Origin of the sequence: Streptomyces sp. NPDC048142, from assembly GCF_043202835.1 — a bacterium.
In the GTDB taxonomy this organism is placed as follows: Bacteria; Actinomycetota; Actinomycetes; order Streptomycetales; family Streptomycetaceae; genus Streptomyces.
This window is the reverse complement of the sequence record NZ_JBIDBC010000030.1, coordinates 53935-70522: the sequence shown is the minus strand read 5'-3', so window position 1 is coordinate 70522 and position 16588 is coordinate 53935. Positions and strand designations below refer to the sequence as shown.

Sequence of the window (16588 nt, the reverse complement as noted above, 5' to 3'; positions counted from 1 at the left end):
TATGCGTATTTGGCGAGGCGTCAGGGAGATGGGTGATGTCCGGTGAGCGAACTCACACACGCGCTGCCTCCGGGTTTCCGTCGTGCTGGGTTGCCTCGGAGGCACCACCGCGCGTCGGGCCGCGTTGGAGAGGGCGCCACCGCCAGGCCGTCCGCGGGGGCGGGATCAGGGGCGCCTCCGGGATCGACCCTGATGCCGCCCCGCGCCCGCGCGTGTGACGATCGGGGTATGCCAGCCGCCACCGCACGAGCCGCCAGCTCCCTCGCCGCCGACCCGGAGGAGCCGCCGCTGCGCAAGCTCTACCGCAGCGCCGACGGCCGGATGTTCGGCGGCGTCGCGCGCGGGCTCGCCGGGCACCTCGGGCTGCCGGTCGCCTGGGTGCGGTTCCTCTTCCTCGGGCTGTTCTTCACCGACGGCCTCGGCGCGGTGCTGTACGCGGTGTTCTGGATCGTCGTCCCGCTCGGCGTCGGGGGTGTCGACGCCCCGCGCTCGGTGTTCGAGACGTCGGCGGACGGCCGCCGCAAGCTTCGTAAGCCGGACAAGGGCCAGGTCTTCGCACTGGTCGCCCTGACCTTCGGGGCCGTCGCGTTCGTCGCCAATGTCGACATGGGCAGCGAGGCCGACCGTTACATCTGGCCCACCCTCCTGATCGGCGCCGGCTCCGTCCTGGTCTGGCGGCAGGCGGACAACGCCCGCCGCGCCCGCTGGATGGAGACCGACCGCAACCGCAAGCTGCTGCACCTGGCCCGCGGCCTCGCCGGGGTGGCCCTCGTCGGCCTCGGCCTCGCCGTGTTCATGGTGGTGCGCGGCTCGGCCGCCCAGCTCGGCAACGTCCTCACCGCGGCCATCGCCGTACTCACCGGCATCGCCCTGCTCGCAGGCCCCTACCTGGTGCGGATGACCCAGGACCTCTCCGAGGAGCGCCTGATGCGCATCCGCGCCCAGGAGCGTGCCGAGGTCGCCGCCCACGTCCACGACTCCGTACTGCACACCCTCACCCTGATCCAGCGCAACGCCGACGACGGCGGCGAGGTCAGACGCCTCGCCCGCGCCCAGGAACGCGAGCTGCGCAACTGGCTCTACAACCCCGAGGGCACCGGCAAGGACGAGAGCGACGAGCCGGAGAACCTGGCCGAGGCCGTCAAACGGGCCGCCGCCGAGGTCGAGGACAAGCACGGCGTCCCCCTGGAGGTCGTCGTGGTCGGCGACTGCCCGCTGGACGAGAAGCTGAGCGCACAGATGCAGGCCGCGCGCGAGGCGATGGTCAATGCCGCCAAGTACGGTGGCGAGGGCGGCGCCGTCCAGGTCTTCGCGGAGGTCGAGGGCACTACGGTCTTCGTGTCCGTACGGGACCGGGGTCCGGGCTTCGACCTGGACGAGGTTCCCGGGGACCGGATGGGCGTACGAGAATCAATCATCGGCCGGATGCAGCGCAACGGCGGCAGCGCCCGGCTGCGTTCGGTGCCCGGTGGGGGCACCGAGGTCGAGCTGGAGATGGAGAGGGCGAGCGAATGACCGAGAACACCGAAGCCACCGGGGGCCCGGAGCGACGGGTACGGGTCGTGCTCGTCGACGACCACCGGATGTTCCGCACCGGGGTGCAGGCCGAGATCGGCCGTACCGAGGAGACCGGCGTCGAGGTGGTCGGCGAGGCCGCCGACGTCGACCAGGCGGTCACCGTCATCACGGCGACCCGCCCCGAGGTCGTTCTCCTCGACGTCCACCTCCCGGGCGGCGGCGGCGTCGAGGTGCTCCGCCGCTGCGCCCCCATGATGGGCACGGCCGAGAACCCGGTCCGCTTTCTCGCGCTGTCCGTCTCGGACGCCGCGGAGGACGTCATCGGCGTCATCCGGGGCGGTGCGCGCGGCTACGTCACCAAGACGATCACCGGCACCGACCTGGTGAACTCGGTCTTCCGGGTCCAGGAGGGCGACGCGGTCTTCTCGCCCCGCCTGGCCGGCTTCGTCCTGGACGCCTTCGCCTCCACGGACGCCCCGCCGGTCGACGAGGACCTGGACCGCCTCACCCAGCGCGAGCGCGAGGTGCTGCGGCTGATCGCGCGCGGCTACGCGTACAAGGAGATCGCCAAGCAGCTGTTCATCTCGGTGAAGACGGTCGAGTCGCACGTCTCGGCGGTGCTCCGCAAGCTCCAGCTCTCCAACCGCCACGAGCTGACCCGGTGGGCGACGGCGCGACGGCTGGTCTGAGGCCGTCGTTCAACGGCCGGCCGGGTCGAGCGAGATGTTGACCTTCTCGCCGATCCGGCGGTAGCCGATGCTCGCGTAGATCCTCTCGACGCCGGCGTCGCCCGGCTCCAGCCAGACGGTCCGGCAGCCCTGGCCGAGGGCCCGTTCCGTCAGCCAGGCGGAGAGCGCGGCGCCGACGCCCCGACGCCGGAAGGGGGCGGCGACGGCGAGGCCGGCCAGTTCGCTGAGGCCGTCGACCGCGACCGAGCAGCCCCCGGCCCCGGCCGGTGTGCCGTCGAGGACGGCCAGGGCGGCGACCCCGTCGCCGGTGGCCGCCGCACGCAGCCAGTCGGCCACTCCCTGCTCGGGCTCGCCCTCGCCGCCGAAGCCCCGGTGCTGGACGCGGGCGGCGTCGGTGAATTCCGCTTCGGTGCCGGGCACGGTGATGCGGAGGCCGTCGACCGGTTTCGGCGTCCGGAGGTCCCCGTGGCCGCAGGCCAGCAGCGGGGCCCGGTTCTCCACGGTGAAACCGGCGGCGAGCAGGGCCGGTTCGACGGCCGGGGCCCAGGCGGGCAGAAACTCCAGGCGGGGGAGCCGTTCGTGCTCCCGGAACGCCTCGACCAGGGCCGCCACCTCGTCCGCCGTGGGTTCCGCTTCCCGGTCGGGGATCGCGTAGTTGGCGTACTTCAGCTCCCAGTCCGGGTTGTGCCGGACGGTGAACGGGCCCACCCGGTAGTGGTCGGGAGACCGCAGCGTGAGCGTACGGGCGTAGTCCTGGACGGCGTTCGCCATCGTCATACGGGAGTTCCTTCGGCGGTACGGATCGGTGCCGGGGACTATGCCACCCGGGTCGCTCCGGCGAAAGGCATTTGATCGATGGGGGCGATGCGCACCGGTGCTCCCGGGCGCGGGGCGTGGATCATCTGGCCGCCGCCGATGTAGAGGCCGACGTGGCTGATCCCGGAGTAGAAGAACACCAGGTCGCCGGGGGCCAGTCGGGAGCGCGGGATGCGCTGTCCGGCGTTGATCTGGGTGTAGGTGGTGCGGGGCAGGCTGACGCCCGCCGCCTTCCAGGCCGCCTGGGTCAGGCCCGAGCAGTCGAAGGCGTTCGGGCCCGTCGCGCCCCAGACGTACGGCTTGCCGATCGCGCCGTGCGCGAAGGCGATGGCTTGCGCGGCGCGGGAGTTCGAGGGCGCGACCGGTCCGCTCCGGGCGGTGGAGCGGTCGGCGTGGGCCGGGCCGCCGCCGTGCCGGGCGTCGGCGGAGCGTTCGTGTTCGGCGCGCTCATCGGCGGTCAGGGTGTCCAGCAGCCTGCGGGCGTCGGCCAGCTTGGTGCGGATCACGGTGCGGTGTTCGCGCAGCTCGGCGCGGCGGGCGGCGAGGCGTTCGGTCTCCTGGTCGGCGCGGGCCTTGACGCGGGTGATCTGGGAGACCTGCCGCTTGATGTTCCGCAGCATGCCCGTCTGCCGGTCGCCCACCCGGTCGAGGTAGGAGGCGCGTTGCAGATAGGTGTCGGGGTCGGAGGAGAGCGCCAGTTGCAGGGCCGGATCGAGGGTGCCGCCGCGGTACTGCGCGGTGGCCAGCGAACCCAGGGCGTGCCGGGCGGTGTTGAGGCGGTCGGTGCGGCGGGCGGCCTCGTCGGTCAGGTCCTCGACGGTGCGGGTGGCGGCGGCCGCCTTCTCCTTCGCCCCGTTGTACTTCTCGGTGGCGACCTCGGCGTCGTGGTACAGCCGGTCGACCTTCGCCTTGACCTGCGTGGCGGTGGGGGCCGGTTCGGCGGGGGCCGCGCCCGCTCCGGTGACCGAGCCGGCGGTGGCGGCCCCGGCGAGCGCCAGGGTGGCGGCGGTGCGGGCAGCAGGGCCGGCGAACGGGCGCTGCTTGGGTTTTCGGTGAGCTGACCTGCGGTGCGCTGCCACGGGGATGGCATCCTTTCTGTCGGCTGCCCGCCGGGAGATACCGGCGGGTCCGTGAAGGACGCTAATCCGGGTGCGGGGAAAAGAGTCACCATGACAGCTATTGCCCTGATGTGACGTTTCGCCGGTCGCATTCGATCGGGAATGGGGTCCTATTGCAGGGCGATTCGCTCACGGCCGAGAAGGCGCACGAGGAAGGTGCAAAAGGAAGGCTTGCCTCACTGCACGGTGAAACACTGGCCATGGCTAGGCTCCGGATCCATGGACGTACTCATCAATGTCTTCGTCGCCCTGCACATCATCGGCATCGCCTCCCTGCTGGGCGGCTTCCTGACGCAGATGAAGGCCATGGGGGCGGGGACCGCCCGCTTCGTCCCCGCGATGCTTCACGGCGCGCTGACCATGCTGGTCACCGGTGTCGCCCTGGTCGGCCTCAACCAGGCCGACGATCAGGCCGTGAACAACGTCAAGATCGGCATCAAGCTGGCGCTGCTGGTCGTGATCCTCGCCTTGGTCTACGTCAAGCGGGACGACGAGAAGGTCGACAAGGGCGCGTTCGCGGCGGTCGGCGGGCTGACGGTCGCCAACATCTTCATCGCCACCGTCTGGACATGAGGTGAGGCGTTCCGGGAACGACCGCTGAAGAGCCGCCCCCGGCCCCGTACGCGTACTGCTGCTACGTACCGGTCCTACGCGTTCTGGCGCTACCTACTGCCCCTACCTACTGCCCCTACGCGCTGCCCCTACGCACTGTTGCTACGCCGGGCGCACGCTTCCGTAGATCGGCATGGAGTAGATCGACTCCTCGCGCACGTTCGCACCCGGCTTCGGGGCGTGGATCATCATCCCGTCGCCCTTGTAGATGCCGACGTGGCTGATGTCGTCGTAGAAGAAGACCAGGTCCCCGGGGAGCAGGTCGGAGGTGGCGACCCGGGTTCCGACGTTCACCTGGTCCCAGGTCGTCCGGGGCAGGGTCACGCCCGCCTCCCGCCACGCCGCCTGCGTCAGCCCCGAGCAGTCGTAACTGGACGGGCCCGACGCGCCCCAGACGTACGGCTTCCCGATCTGGGCGCGGGCGAAGTCCAGCACCTTCTCCGCCTTGGCGGCGTAACCGCTGCCCGTGCCGGTGCCGGAGCCCGACCCCGTGCCCGTACCGGATCCGGAGCCCGTTCCCGAACCGCCGCTGGACTCCTTCGCGGCCTCCTCGCGGGCCTTCTCCTCCGCCTCGGCCTTCTCCTTCGCCTCGGCGGCCTGCCGGGCGGCCAGCTTCGCCGCCTTCTCCTTGGCCTCGGCCTCCTTCTTGCGCTCCAGCTCCGCCAGCCGCGCCTTCTCCTCGGCGGTCAGCCGGGACAACAGGCCGCGGGCCTCGGTGAGCTTGGTCTGCACGTCCTTCTTGCTGGAGGCGCGTGTGGCCTGCGTCTCGGTGAGGGTCTCCAGGCTCTTCACCGCCTCCGCGCGCTTCTTCGCCGCCGCCGCCTGCTGCGTACGGAAATCGGTGACGGCCTTCTGCTGCCTCTCTGTCGCCCGGTCCATGAGCCGGCTCTGGTCGAAGTACCCCTGCGGGTCGTCCGCCAGGAAGAACGTCGCCGTGGGCGCGATGCCGCCGCTGCGGTACTGGGCCGCCGCGTAGGAGCCCAGCGCGCGGCGCGCCTCGTTGATCTTCTCGGTCCGCTTCGCCACGTCCGCGAGCAGCGTGGCGACCTTCTTCTGCTGCGTGGCGGAGGCGGCCTTGGCCCGGTTGTACTCCTGGGTCGCGGTGCCCGCCTGCCGGTACAGGGCGTCGACCTTCTTCTGCACTTCCTCGATGGTGGGCTTCGGCTCCGCGGGCGCGGCCGTGGCGCTCTGCGTGGAGAGCAACGTCACGGAGGCCAGCGCGGCCGTCGTCAGCCCGACGGCGGGAGTGGTGGTGCGCACCTTCGTGCGCGGCTTGCGATGCGATGCCAAGACCGGCATCTCCTTCCGTGGACCGCCTACCGGGTTAGCTGTCGGGTTCGGACGGAACGGAAGGCTGTCCTACGGTCCGGATGCGAGGGCACGGACCGATTCACCCCGGTTCTGCGTGTGGGTCCCCGGTTCCGAACTACCTGGAGGGCAGGACGGATTCGGCAGAGGTGTCCGTTAGGCGCGGTTCGCCTCAGGGAGGTACGGATCACCTGACCGAGCACGCTAGCCAACCCGTGGCACCGCTGGGAAGGAGCATGAGCGATATGCCCGATACATTTTCGTGACCTTTTCGGATCATGGGCCACACACCCCTTCCGACCGGGCACTCCTTCACGGAACGTGGGCGTCCGCTCTCCGTGCGTACCGGTGGCGTACGGGTGCCGAGGGCTGCTTCCGGCCTTCGGCCGAAGGTTGTCAGTCCGGCAGCCTAAACTCGGGAGGCGATGAGCAGCCTCTTTGACGACAGTTTCCTGACCGGCCTCCAGCCCGCGGAGGACGGCCCCCCGCCGCCCCCCGAGGACCACGCGCCCGAAGCGGTGCCGGAGGGACTCTTCGAGGGCGTCTACGACGCGCCCCCGCCGCCCCGGGACGGGTATTACCGGGACGGCCACCCGCGCCCGGTGATCGACGCCGCGGCGCTGCTCGACGGGCTGAACACCGAGCAGCGCGCCGCCGTCGTGCACGCCGGATCCCCGCTGCTCATTGTCGCCGGGGCCGGCTCCGGCAAGACCCGGGTGCTCACCCACCGCATCGCCCACCTGCTGGCCGAGCGCGGCACGCACCCCGGGCAGATCCTCGCGATCACCTTCACCAACAAGGCCGCGGGCGAGATGAAGGAGCGCGTCGAGCAGCTCGTCGGCCCGCGCGCCAACGCCATGTGGGTCATGACCTTCCACAGCGCGTGCGTCCGCATCCTGCGCCGCGAGTCGAAGAAGCTCGGCTTCACCTCGTCCTTCTCGATCTACGACGCCGCCGACTCCAAGCGCCTGATGGCCCTGGTCTGCCGCGACCTCGACCTGGACCCCAAGCGCCACCCGCCGAAGTCCTTCACCGCCAAGGTCTCCAACCTCAAGAACGAGCTCATCGACGAGGAGACCTTCGCCGGGCAGGCTGCCGATGGCTTCGAGAAGACCTTGGCCCAGGCGTACGCGCTTTACCAGGCCCGCCTGCGCGAGGCCAACGCCCTGGACTTCGACGACATCATCATGACGACGGTCCACCTCCTCCAGGCCTTCCCGGACGTCGCCGAGCACTACCGCCGCCGCTTCCGCCACGTCCTGGTCGACGAGTACCAGGACACCAACCACGCCCAGTACACGCTGGTACGGGAGCTGGTCGGCCCGGCCGGAGAGGCCGACGCCCCCGCCGAGCTGTGCGTGGTGGGCGACGCGGACCAGTCGATCTACGCCTTCCGGGGCGCGACCATCCGCAACATCCTCCAGTTCGAGGAGGACTACCCGAGCGCGACGACGATCATGCTGGAGCAGAACTACCGCTCCACGCAGACGATTCTCTCCGCCGCCAACGCCGTCATCGAGCGCAACGAGAGCCGCCGCCCCAAGAACCTCTGGACCAACGCCGGCTCCGGCGCCCGCATCACCGGCTATGTCGCGGACACCGAGCACGACGAGGCGCAGTTCGTCGCCGACGAGATCGACCGGCTCACCGACGCGGGCGACGCCAAGGCGGGCGACGTCGCCGTCTTCTACCGGACCAACGCCCAGTCCCGTGTCTTCGAAGAGATCTTCATCCGCGTCGGCCTGCCCTACAAGGTCGTCGGCGGCGTGCGCTTCTACGAGCGCAAGGAGGTCCGGGACGTCCTGGCCTACCTCCGGGTCCTCGCCAACCCCGAGGACACCGTCCCGCTGCGCCGCATCCTCAACGTCCCCAAGCGCGGCATCGGCGACCGCGCCGAAGCGATGATCGACGCCCTGTCGATGCGGGAGAAGATCTCCTTCCCGCAGGCACTGCGCCGGGTGGACGAGGCGTACGGCATGGCCGCCCGCTCGTCCAACGCCGTCAAGCGCTTCAACACGCTGATGGAGGAGCTGCGCACGATCGTCGAGTCCGGCGCCGGGCCCGCCGTCGTGCTGGAAGCGGTCCTGGAGCGCACGGGCTATCTCGCCGAGCTCCAGGCCTCCACCGACCCGCAGGACGAGACCCGCATCGAGAACCTCCAGGAACTCGCCGCCGTCGCCCTCGAATTCGAGCAGGAGCGGGGCGAGACGGAGGGCGCGGGGACGCTCGCGGAGTTCCTGGAGAAGGTCGCGCTCGTCGCGGACTCCGACCAGATCCCCGACGAGGACGAGGACGGCTCCGGGGTCATCACGCTGATGACCCTGCACACCGCGAAGGGCCTGGAGTTCCCGGTCGTCTTCCTCACCGGCATGGAGGACGGCGTCTTCCCGCACATGCGGGCCCTCGGCCAGACCAAGGAGCTGGAGGAGGAGCGCCGCCTCGCGTACGTCGGCATCACCCGCGCCCGCGAACGGCTCTATCTGACCCGGGCCGCGATGCGCAGCGCCTGGGGCCAGCCCTCGTACAACCCGCCCTCGCGGTTCCTGGAGGAGATCCCGGAGCAGCACCTGGACTGGAAGCGCAAGGGCCCGATGGCCGCCCCCGCGGGACCCACCTCCGGCATCACGTCCTCGCTGTCCTCCTCCCGCTCCCGCACCGGCCCCTCGGGCTTCGCGACCCGGCGCGGCACGGAGAAGCCGACGGTCACCCTGGTGGCCGGCGACCGGGTCACGCACGACCAGTTCGGGCTCGGCACGGTGACGGCTGTCGAGGGCTTCGGCGACCAGGCCAAGGCGACGGTCGACTTCGGCGACGAGCGCCCGAAGAAGCTGCTGCTGCGGTACGCACCGGTCGAGAAGCTGTAGACGGCGAGAGATATACGGGCGAGGCAGCAGAAAGCGGGAGGGAGGGCCGAGGGCCCTCCCTCCCGCTTCCGGGTGTCCGTCTCAGGTCGGGTTGAGGCCCTTGCTGCGCAGCCACGCCAGCGGGTCGATCGCCGAACCGCCGCCCGGCCGGACCTCGAAGTGCAGGTGCGGACCGGTGGAGTTGCCCGAATTCCCGGAGTACGCGATGACGTCACCGGCCTTCACCGGGCCCGAGCGGATCTTCGTGCTGCTGAGGTGGCAGTACCAGGTCTCGGTGCCGTCGGCGGCGGTCACGATCGCCATGACTCCATAGGCGCTGTTCAGCTGGGTGCGTACGGTGCCGTCGGTCGCGGCCATCACCGGAGTGCCGTACGAGACGGGGAAGTCGATGCCCGAGTGCACGGACATCCAGTTGACGCCCGCCTGGCCGTAGTAGGCGCTGAGCCCGTGCTGCTTGACCGGCAGGACGAACTTGGGTCGCAGCGCCTCACGGCGTGCGGCCTCCTCCTCGCGCTTCTTCTTCTCCGCGGCCTGGCGTTCCCGCAGGTCGATGCGCTCCTGGGTGCGGCTCGCGCGCTCACGGAAGTCGTCGCTGCCCTCCGAGAGCTGCGCCAGCTGGCTGTCCAGCCGGTTGTTCGCGGCGACCGGCTGGACCGTGCTGGGGTCGGCGACCGCCAGCGAGGTGGTCGTCTCGTCCTTCTTCTCCTCGTCGCCGGACAGCCCACCGACCGAGGCCGCGGCGATGCCCGCGACGCTCATCACGCAGGCGGAGGGCACCGCGACGGTCAGCAGGGCGGAGCGCTTGGCGGGGGTACGCCGACGGGCCCGGCTGCGGGGGGCGGGGGGACGGGCGGCGGTGCGGTTCGCGGGGTGCGGGGCGGGGAAGTCGTCCCCGGCGTCCGGCTCCGGCGCGGCGTCCGGTGCGAGGGCGGGGAAGGTGGCGGTGGAGGACAGCTCGGCCTCGGGCTCCTCGGACGTACCGTCCGGCTCGGCCGGCACTTCGGGCGCCGTCGCGTCGGCCGACTGCTGTTCGTACAGCGGGTGCGACGTATGTTCGGGTTCGTACGCGCACTCCCCGGGCGTGGCGCCGGAGTTCCATGCGGTCGCGTCGTAGGCGCCGGTGTCGTACGTACCTGTGCCGTACGCACCCATGCCGTAGGCGCCGGTGGTGGCGTACGTCCCGGTGGCGTACGAACCGGTGTCATGTGAACCGGTCTCGTACGAACCGGTCTCGTACGAACCGGTGTCATGCCTACCGGTGTCGTCGGCGACGGCCGCGGTGTCGTACGCGCCGGTCGGATACGCCTCGGCCGGATACGCCCCGGTCTCGTGGACGTCCGTCCCGCGGACGCCGCCGGTTCCGTACGCGGTGCCGGCCGGGTACGTACCGGTCTCGTAGGCACCCGTCCCGTACGCCCCGGTGCCGTACGCCTCCGTGGCGTACGGGGTGTCCGTGCTGTACGGGGCGGTCGCCCACTGACCGGTCAGGTCCTGGTCGGTGACCTGCTGCCAGGCCCCGGAGGTGTCCCACTGCTGCGGGGCCTGCTGCGAGGCCTGCTCCTGCGGGGCGTAACCGTCGTGGGCGAGGGTCCGCTGTGCGCCGGTGTTCCACGCGGAGGAGTCGTACTGGCCGCTGTGGTCCGGCTGTCCGGTCGCGTACGCGGTGTCGTAGCCGGCGCCGTAGGTGGTGTCGCCGTAACCGGCGGCGGGGTGACCCGCGTCGTGGCCGGTGTCGTGGCCGCCCGGAAGGGAGCCGAAGAGCGGGTCGGTGGCGAAGCTGCCGGTCGATCGGTCGTCGTACCCGACGTGCCCGGCGTGGGGGTGCTGGTCGTTCACCAACTTCTCTCTCGCCTCGGCAGCAGGACAGTTCTGGGTCCCGGTCAGGGGGTCCCAGGGGGAAGCAGTGGCGGCGACTGTACCCGGCGGTATGTGAGGACGACAATCTTCGACAGGTTTTGCGTTCGCCGGAAACGGGCAATCGGCCGTCTTTCGGTGGACGGCTGACGCAGCCTTGGCCCTACGTTCGAGTGATGTTCTATTTCAGGCCACGGAAGCCGCTCCGGCGGTGGGTGCCGTGTCCTCCGCTGCCTCCGGCGCATCGAGAGCCTCACGGATCGCGGCGGCCACCGTCGGGTGCACGGGCAGCGCGAGGTGGCCGATGCCGGTGACGCGCACGTTCACCGTGTCGAGATCGGGGTGATCGACGCACGCCGTTTCGACGGGGACCATCACCCGGTCCAACTCGCTCCAGAAGCTCACGAAACGGGTCCGGCAGCCGGGGGCGGGGCCGCGCAGTTCCTCGATCACGGAGGAACCGCCACGCATCTGCCGCACGATGGGGTGAATGCCGGCCCCGGGGGCGACGGCGGTGCCCCCGTGCGGGGTCCCCAGCGTCACCAGGGTGCGCACCCGCCGGTCACCGCCGAGTCGCTGTACGTAGTACCGGGCGATCAGGCCGCCGAGGCTGTGCCCGACGATGTCGACCCGGCTGTGCCCGGTGCGCGCGCAGATTTCCTCCACATGCCGCCCGAGCAGGTCGGCGGCGGCGCGGATGTCGCGTGTCAGCGGGGAGTAGTTGAGTGATTCCAGGTGGCGGTGGCCGTGCCGGGTCAGTGCGCGGCGCAGGACGACGAAGACGGAACGGTTGTCGATGAAGCCGTGCAGCAGGACGACGGGCGGCGTGGCGGAGGCCGTGACCGGCAGACCGGTGACCGGCAGGGCCGTGGCCGGCCGGGTGGCGGCCGGTTGGGTGGTGGCCGTGGGCGGCGCGGCCTCCGCCGGGTCCAGGGCGGGACCCGCGTCCGGGCCGGGACCCGCGTCCGGGTCCGGGGCGTCGGTGCCGGTGTTCGTCGGCCGGGTCGGCGGGCGGCGCTCCGGGGCGAGGCCGAAGGGGTAGACGATCAGGTGCCCGGCGAGGACGACCAGCTCCAGCGCGGTGGCGCCGAGCAGTGCGGACGACAGCCGGGGGACGACCGGCAGGCGGGGGAAGCGGGGCAACAGGGAGAGGAAAGGAAGGAGCTTCACGGCCGGCCTCCTGACACGGGCGTACGGGGGAGGCGGCTCCCGTCCCGTATGCCCTCATGGGGTGTCGGCGCGAGTGCCGGGGGTGGGGTGTCGGTACGAGTGCCGCGGGGCCGGGCGGGCCGGGCGGCGACGGGGGTCGTACCACCGTGCCGTGCGGCTGGCGGCGCGGTGGTACGACGACCTCGTAGCAGCTCCTCCAGGGGGTGTCTCGCGCCGGGCTCCGCGCGGCCGGAACACCGCGTGGTACGGGGGACGGAGCCTGGCGAACATGTCCCACGTGTGATTTCCCCCTCCCCGCCTGCCGCGAAACAGCGGCTTGCGGGATGCTGTGGATAACGTTCGTTCACATCCCCGGCCCTTCAGGCACGGGAGACCAGGTGGAGGCAGTGATGGGTGTGACCGGTCCGATCCGTGTGGTGGTGGCCAAGCCGGGGCTCGACGGCCACGACCGCGGCGCCAAAGTCATCGCGCGGGCGTTGCGGGACGCCGGTATGGAGGTGATCTACACGGGGCTCCACCAGACGCCCGAGCAGATCGTCGACACGGCGATCCAGGAGGACGCCGACGCCATCGGCCTCTCGATCCTCTCCGGGGCGCACAACACGCTGTTCGCCAAGGTGATCGAGCTCCTGAAGGCCCGGGAGGCGGAGGACATCAAGGTGTTCGGCGGCGGGATCATCCCGGAGGACGACATCGCACCGCTGAAGGAGCTGGGCGTCGCGGAGCTCTTCACCCCGGGGGCGACGACGACCGAGATCGTCACATGGGTCAACGCCAACGTCCGCCAGGCCGCCCAGACCTGAACGCCGACCCCGGGGCGGGCCCGCTGTGCACGGGGCCCGCGCGGGCGGCGGGGCAGGCGTCAGGGCCGGAGAGGCGGCGGACCCTGCGCACGGGGCCCGCGCGGGCGGTGGTGGTGGTTCCCGTCGTCGCGCCGGTCGCCGGAGCCGCCTCCGGTGCGGTGTCGGGTCGCCGGAGCCGTCTTCGGCGCGGCGTCGGGGCGGCCGGAATCGTTTTCGGTGCGGTGCGGTGCGGTGTCGGGTCGCCCGAACCGTTTTCGGCGCGGTGTCGGCTCGTCGCGAACGCTTTCGGCGCGCCGGGTCACCGGCTCCGTCCGCAGCGCCGCGTCAGGCCATCAGCTCCGCCTCCATCGCGGCGCGCAGCCGCAGGGTGGAGACCAGGCGCTGGAAGGCCTCCGACCAGTAGCCGCCCGCTCCCGGTGACGCACCCTCCTGCTCGTCCTGCGCGGCCGTCAGGACCTCCAGCCGGTCGGCCTCTGCCGGATCCAGGCAGCGTTCCGCGAGGCCCATCACTCCGCTGAAGCTCCACGGGTAACTCCCGCCGTCCCGCGCGATGTCGAGTGCGTCGACCACCGCACGCCCGAGCGGTCCGGCCCAGGGGACCATGCACACCGCGAGCAGCTGGAACGCCTCCGACAGACCGTGCGCGGCGATGAACTCGGCGACCCAGGAGGCCCGTTCGTCCGCGTCCAGGATCGCGAGGAGCTTTGACCGCTCGGCGATCGAGGCCGTCCCGGGGCTTTGCTCGGGTGCCGAGGGACGCCCGAGCAACGCCCGGGACCACTGCGGATTCCGCTGCCGCATCGCCGCCCGGCACCATGCGGTGTGCAGCTCCCCGGCCCAGTCGTCGGCGACCGGCAGGGCCACGACCTCCTCGGCCGGACGCCCGCCGAACCGCTCCTCCCAGGCGCCGAGCGGGGTGGCCTCCACCACCTGTCCGAGCCACCAGGACCGTTCGCCCCGACCCGTCGGCGGGACCGCGGCGATACCGTCACGCTGCATTTCCGCGTCGCACTCGTGCGGCGCCTCCACAACGATGGAGAGGACATCCCCCGTACGGTCGGGGCTGACGCAGGACAGCGCGCGGGCCGCCATCCGCCCGGCGAGAGCCGACGCGGGCAGGGCGGACAGCAGTTCGGCGGCGGTGGCGCGGACGTTGCGGCTGCGGTCGGACAGGGCCTGCTCCAGGAACGGCTCGTCGTCGCCCCCGAGCCCGGACCGCAGGGAGTCCAGGAACATCAGGCGGTCCTCGGCCCGTTCGGTTGACCATGTGGTGGTGAGCAGGGCGAGTCCGGCGGACGGATCCTGCGCCCGTACGGCGTCGAGCAGCGCGACCCGCTCCGCGAAGAGCCCCTCCTCCCACAGCCGGCGCACCGCATCCGGGTCCCTGATGTCGGGCCCGAGCGTGCCGCTCGCGGAGCCCCGCAGCGCGAACTTCCAGTCGGGATTCAGCCCGGCCAGCCACAGACCGCGCGGCCCGGCGAACGCGAGTGCCTGCGGGCGCAGGTCCGTCCGGGCGCGGGCGGCGTCCAGCAGCGGCGGCAGGAGGGCCGCAGGGGCACGGAAGCCCTTCCGGTTGGCGGTGGCCAGCCACTGCGGAATGAGCTCGGTGAGGTCGGGCGCGGTCCCGCGCCGCCCGCCGCCCGGGGGCGCGGCACGGTCGGCCAGCAGATGGGCGAGCCGGTGCCGGGCGGCCTCGGGGAGCGGCGGACGCGGATCCGGGGCGGCGGGCTCGGGCCGGGCCTCCGGCACGGCGGGCAGCAGCCCGGCCCGCTGCCGCACGGTGTGCAGCGCGGCGGCGTCCAGCAGGGCCGCGGGAGCGTCGGCCGGGACGGGGCCGCTGCGCGGGGCCGGAGGCCGGCGGTCGGTGCCCAGGAGCGCCGAGGTGACCAGCTCCTCCCAGGGGAGGGAGCCGACGGATGCGGATGCGGTGTCGGTGGCGGAAGCGGAAGCGGTGGTGGTGGGGCTGGTCGTGCGAGGCATCTTTCCCCTCCAGTGGCAGGAATACGGGGATGTCGGACAGGAACGGCCGATCGGAACGGCCGACAGGAACGGTGGGCAGCGAGCGGCGGCTACGAATGGTGGGCAGGAACGGCGGATAGGAACGGCAGACACGAGTGGTGGGCAGGAACGGTGGGCAGCGAGCGGCGGGTAGTGGGCGGGCGGCCGAGGGCGGAAGGGTGGGGCGGGGTGGGCGTCGGGGTGCACCGGGGACGGCCGGGGCAGGCCGCCCCGGTCACCCGGTCACCCGGTCACCCGGTCACCCGGTCACCCGGTCACCCGGTCACCCGGTCACCCGGTCACCCGGTTGCCGGGGCGCCGGTCAGACCAGTTGGATGACCGACCCGCCCGTGGTGTGCCTGCCCTCCCCCCTCTCGTCCGGGTCCCAGGCCGCGAACGGGTCGAAGCCGCGGTGGCCGATCTCGCCGAACACGGTGACCGGGCCGCCGCCGGACAGGGCGACGAGCTTCCACAGGCCCGGCCGGGACAGTGCGGCCGGGGTGATCGGCAGGGCGGAATCGGCGTGTGCGTCGGCCACTTGCCAGCCGTCCTTGGACGGCACGGGTATGACGTCGCACAGGGTGACCGGGCAGGCGTCCAGCCAGGGGTCCTCCCGCAGGGCGGTTCCGTAGACGGCCGGCGCGGCTGCCGCGGCGATCCCCGGCGGGGGCCCGGCCGGGGCCGTGGCTCCGAACTGTTCGCCGAGCTCCGCACGGAGCTGCCCGCCGCCCGGATAAGGCGTCAGCTCGGCGTCGATCGTCGCGCCCACCGGCAGCGCCTGCGCCGGGGACCGGCCTGCCGCGCCGAACGAGAGCAGCAGAGCGGTGCGGCCCGACTCCCGCCCGTACAGCCAGATCCGCCGGGCGACGATCTTGCCGTCCGGGGTGTCGTACTGCGCGAGGACCAGCCAGTGGTCACGGACCGGGGTGCCTTCGGCGGACACCGGCAGCCCCACTCTCGTACGCACGGTCGCGGCCAGCGGGTCCGGCAGCCGTTCCCTGCCGAGCCAGGCCGTGTCCAGCAGATGGAGCAGGCCGCACTCCTCCAGCAGGCGGACCGGCCAGCCCGGTCCGGACCCGGTGATCGCGCCCAGCTCCCTCACCCGGGCCGCAAGCCCCGGGGCCTGGGCGTCGACCATGCGGGCCGCTGTCTCCTCCCACAGGCCGTATCCCGCGTGGTCGGTCGCGGCGAGCCCGCCGCGCAGCAGGTCGGCCAGACGCTGTTCCAGCTCCTGGGCCCCGCCCGTGACGCGCTCGGCACGGCGCTCCGCCCGCTTTCTGGCGGCGGCGGTGTCGGCGGGCCCCCGCGCGGTGTCGCCGCCCGCCGCGGCCCCGCCCTTCTCCGCCGCGCGTCCGCGCCGGCCCTCGATCCACGCCGCGGCCCAGTCGGCCGGCTCACCCGGCCGGAACGCGGCGTCGTCGGATGCCAGGAGCAGCAACAGCCCCAGCGCGTGCTTGCACGGGAACTTCCGGCTCGGGCAACTGCAGGAGAAGGCCGGGCCGGTGGTGTCGACCACCGTCCGATACGGCGTGCTCCCGCTCCCCTTGCACAGGCCCCACACCGCGCCGCCCGTGGCGTCGCAGCCCGTGCCGGTCCACGGGCCGGCCGCGCCGAGTCGCGTACCCGCCTTGCGTGACGCGTCGTCAGGAGCCAGTGCCAGCACCTGTTCCACCGACCAGCGCGCCACCGGTCCACCGGTGGGCGAGGGTTCTCCCCCGTGAGATAGCAGCATGTCTCCGACGGTAGGGGGCGCCACTGACAGTCCCCCTCCGACCTGCGAAGCAACTGCCGGATGGGGGTGCGACCCTGCGTCCGGCCCTCTGCGTTTCTCGGCGTGA

Annotated in this window: 12 protein-coding genes and 1 riboswitch; of the genes, 5 read left to right on the top strand and 7 right to left on the bottom strand. The window is 72.2% G+C overall.

Features of this window, described 5'->3' with window-relative positions; all coding sequences use genetic code 11:
• Positions 1-228 precede the first annotated feature (228 nt).
• Both ACGF2Y_RS29380 and ACGF2Y_RS29375 read left to right on the top strand, forming a co-directional pair.
• The gene (locus ACGF2Y_RS29380; RefSeq protein ID WP_392953584.1) at positions 229-1515 is read left to right on the top strand and encodes a PspC domain-containing protein; all 1287 of its coding nucleotides are present in this window, start codon (positions 229-231) and stop codon (positions 1513-1515) included.
• A complete protein-coding gene (locus tag ACGF2Y_RS29375; protein WP_007450924.1) occupies positions 1512-2207 on the top strand; it encodes a response regulator transcription factor in 696 nt (231 codons plus the stop codon). Before ACGF2Y_RS29380 ends, ACGF2Y_RS29375 begins: the two co-directional genes overlap by 4 nt.
• A 9-nt stretch (positions 2208-2216) precedes the next feature.
• On the opposite strand, the gene ACGF2Y_RS29370 is transcribed toward ACGF2Y_RS29375, so the two are convergent.
• Complete coding sequence (locus ACGF2Y_RS29370; RefSeq protein WP_392953581.1) at positions 2217-2984, bottom strand: GNAT family N-acetyltransferase; 768 nt, start codon at positions 2982-2984, stop codon at positions 2217-2219.
• A 38-nt stretch (positions 2985-3022) separates the two neighbouring features.
• Positions 3023-4102, bottom strand: coding sequence for an NlpC/P60 family protein (locus ACGF2Y_RS29365; protein WP_392953578.1), 1080 nt, complete (start codon positions 4100-4102; stop codon positions 3023-3025).
• 258 nt (positions 4103-4360) lie between these two features.
• On the opposite strand from ACGF2Y_RS29365, the gene ACGF2Y_RS29360 reads away from it, so the two are divergent.
• Positions 4361-4714: a hypothetical protein gene (locus ACGF2Y_RS29360; RefSeq protein WP_392953575.1), complete on the top strand. Its 354-nt coding sequence runs from the start codon at positions 4361-4363 to the stop codon at positions 4712-4714.
• Between the two features lie 141 nt (positions 4715-4855).
• On the opposite strand, the gene ACGF2Y_RS29355 is transcribed toward ACGF2Y_RS29360, so the two are convergent.
• Positions 4856-6043 (bottom strand): NlpC/P60 family protein, encoded by a 1188-nt coding sequence (locus ACGF2Y_RS29355; protein ID WP_392953572.1) that lies wholly within the window; start codon positions 6041-6043, stop codon positions 4856-4858.
• Positions 6044-6050: 7 nt separating this feature from the next.
• Positions 6051-6217: riboswitch (cyclic di-AMP (ydaO/yuaA leader) on the bottom strand.
• A gap of 269 nt (positions 6218-6486) precedes the next feature.
• On the opposite strand from ACGF2Y_RS29355, the gene pcrA reads away from it, so the two are divergent.
• Entirely contained in the window at positions 6487-8925 is a 2439-nt protein-coding gene (gene pcrA, locus ACGF2Y_RS29350; protein ID WP_392953569.1) for a DNA helicase PcrA, read from the top strand.
• Between the two features lie 81 nt (positions 8926-9006).
• On the opposite strand, the gene ACGF2Y_RS29345 is transcribed toward pcrA, so the two are convergent.
• Positions 9007-10761: a peptidoglycan DD-metalloendopeptidase family protein gene (locus tag ACGF2Y_RS29345; RefSeq protein ID WP_392953567.1), complete on the bottom strand. Its 1755-nt coding sequence runs from the start codon at positions 10759-10761 to the stop codon at positions 9007-9009.
• A gap of 204 nt (positions 10762-10965) precedes the next feature.
• Positions 10966-11949 (bottom strand): alpha/beta fold hydrolase, encoded by a 984-nt coding sequence (locus ACGF2Y_RS29340; protein ID WP_392953564.1) that lies wholly within the window; start codon positions 11947-11949, stop codon positions 10966-10968.
• Between the two features lie 389 nt (positions 11950-12338).
• Between ACGF2Y_RS29340 and ACGF2Y_RS29335 the strand changes: the two genes are divergently transcribed.
• Positions 12339-12752 carry a cobalamin B12-binding domain-containing protein gene (locus ACGF2Y_RS29335; protein WP_392953561.1) on the top strand — a complete coding sequence of 138 codons (414 nt, stop codon included), beginning with the start codon at positions 12339-12341 and terminating at the stop codon, positions 12750-12752.
• 324 nt (positions 12753-13076) lie between these two features.
• Here ACGF2Y_RS29335 and ACGF2Y_RS29330 read toward each other — a convergent pair whose 3' ends face one another.
• Together ACGF2Y_RS29330 and ACGF2Y_RS29325 are read right to left on the bottom strand one after the other, a co-directional pair.
• Positions 13077-14732, bottom strand: a complete 1656-nt coding sequence (locus ACGF2Y_RS29330) for a DUF5691 domain-containing protein (protein WP_392953558.1) — start codon at positions 14730-14732, stop codon at positions 13077-13079.
• A 340-nt stretch (positions 14733-15072) separates the two neighbouring features.
• Positions 15073-16482, bottom strand: coding sequence for an SWIM zinc finger family protein (locus tag ACGF2Y_RS29325; RefSeq protein WP_392953555.1), 1410 nt, complete (start codon positions 16480-16482; stop codon positions 15073-15075).
• Positions 16483-16588: the final 106 nt, after the last annotated feature.

Coding starts and splice junctions, on each gene's coding strand:
- ACGF2Y_RS29325 (WP_392953555.1), bottom strand. CDS start 16,482: ATGCTGCTATCTCACGGGGGAGAACCCTCGCCCACCGGTGGACCGGTG.
- ACGF2Y_RS29335 (WP_392953561.1), top strand. CDS start 12,339: ATGGGTGTGACCGGTCCGATCCGTGTGGTGGTGGCCAAGCCGGGGCTC.
- ACGF2Y_RS29360 (WP_392953575.1), top strand. CDS start 4,361: ATGGACGTACTCATCAATGTCTTCGTCGCCCTGCACATCATCGGCATC.
- ACGF2Y_RS29380 (WP_392953584.1), top strand. CDS start 229: ATGCCAGCCGCCACCGCACGAGCCGCCAGCTCCCTCGCCGCCGACCCG.
- ACGF2Y_RS29330 (WP_392953558.1), bottom strand. CDS start 14,732: ATGCCTCGCACGACCAGCCCCACCACCACCGCTTCCGCTTCCGCCACC.
- pcrA (WP_392953569.1), top strand. CDS start 6,487: ATGAGCAGCCTCTTTGACGACAGTTTCCTGACCGGCCTCCAGCCCGCG.
- ACGF2Y_RS29375 (WP_007450924.1), top strand. CDS start 1,512: ATGACCGAGAACACCGAAGCCACCGGGGGCCCGGAGCGACGGGTACGG.
- ACGF2Y_RS29370 (WP_392953581.1), bottom strand. CDS start 2,984: ATGACGATGGCGAACGCCGTCCAGGACTACGCCCGTACGCTCACGCTG.